Source organism: Dellaglioa sp. CoH-57-MRSF-16 (assembly GCF_056782055.1).
Window position 1 is genome coordinate 1 of sequence record NZ_JBXAXZ010000077.1, and the last position, 411, is coordinate 411.

The window sequence follows — 411 nt, forward strand, 5'->3', positions numbered from 1 at the left end:
CGAACCCGCAGCAAGCAGTCGTGCGTGCACAGAATCACGTCACCGTCCTCAGCCTTCTTGACGCGAAACGAACCTACAGAGGCACCGTTCAACTTGCCCTCTAGTTGCTGGGCTACAGCCAGATCATCAGATTCGGAGTCAATGAGATGAACGCGAGACTTTGCCGCAGGTTTGCGTCGCAGCAGATCGGCCCGGAACTGCGAAAGCAGACGCAGCGTAGGGGCCGCGTACACCAAAACGTAGTTGGCTGTGGGGTCATTAAGCGTAGCCTCCGCGATATTGAGCGCAGCATATGTCTTGCCAGCGCCCGGGTAAGAGTTGACGTAGTGGATCGTCGTCACGTCTGGAGTGCCGAGGGGGTTGAGGGAGGGGGTGTACATAAAAATACCGTTGGATGGGTCTATACAATCA

General features: G+C 56.2%; 1 protein-coding gene. It reads right to left on the bottom strand.

Annotated elements, in window-relative coordinates; genetic code table 11:
- A partial coding sequence (locus tag AC1RPH_RS07935; protein WP_481762046.1) for a hypothetical protein occupies nucleotides 1-411 on the bottom strand: 411 nt, incomplete at both ends.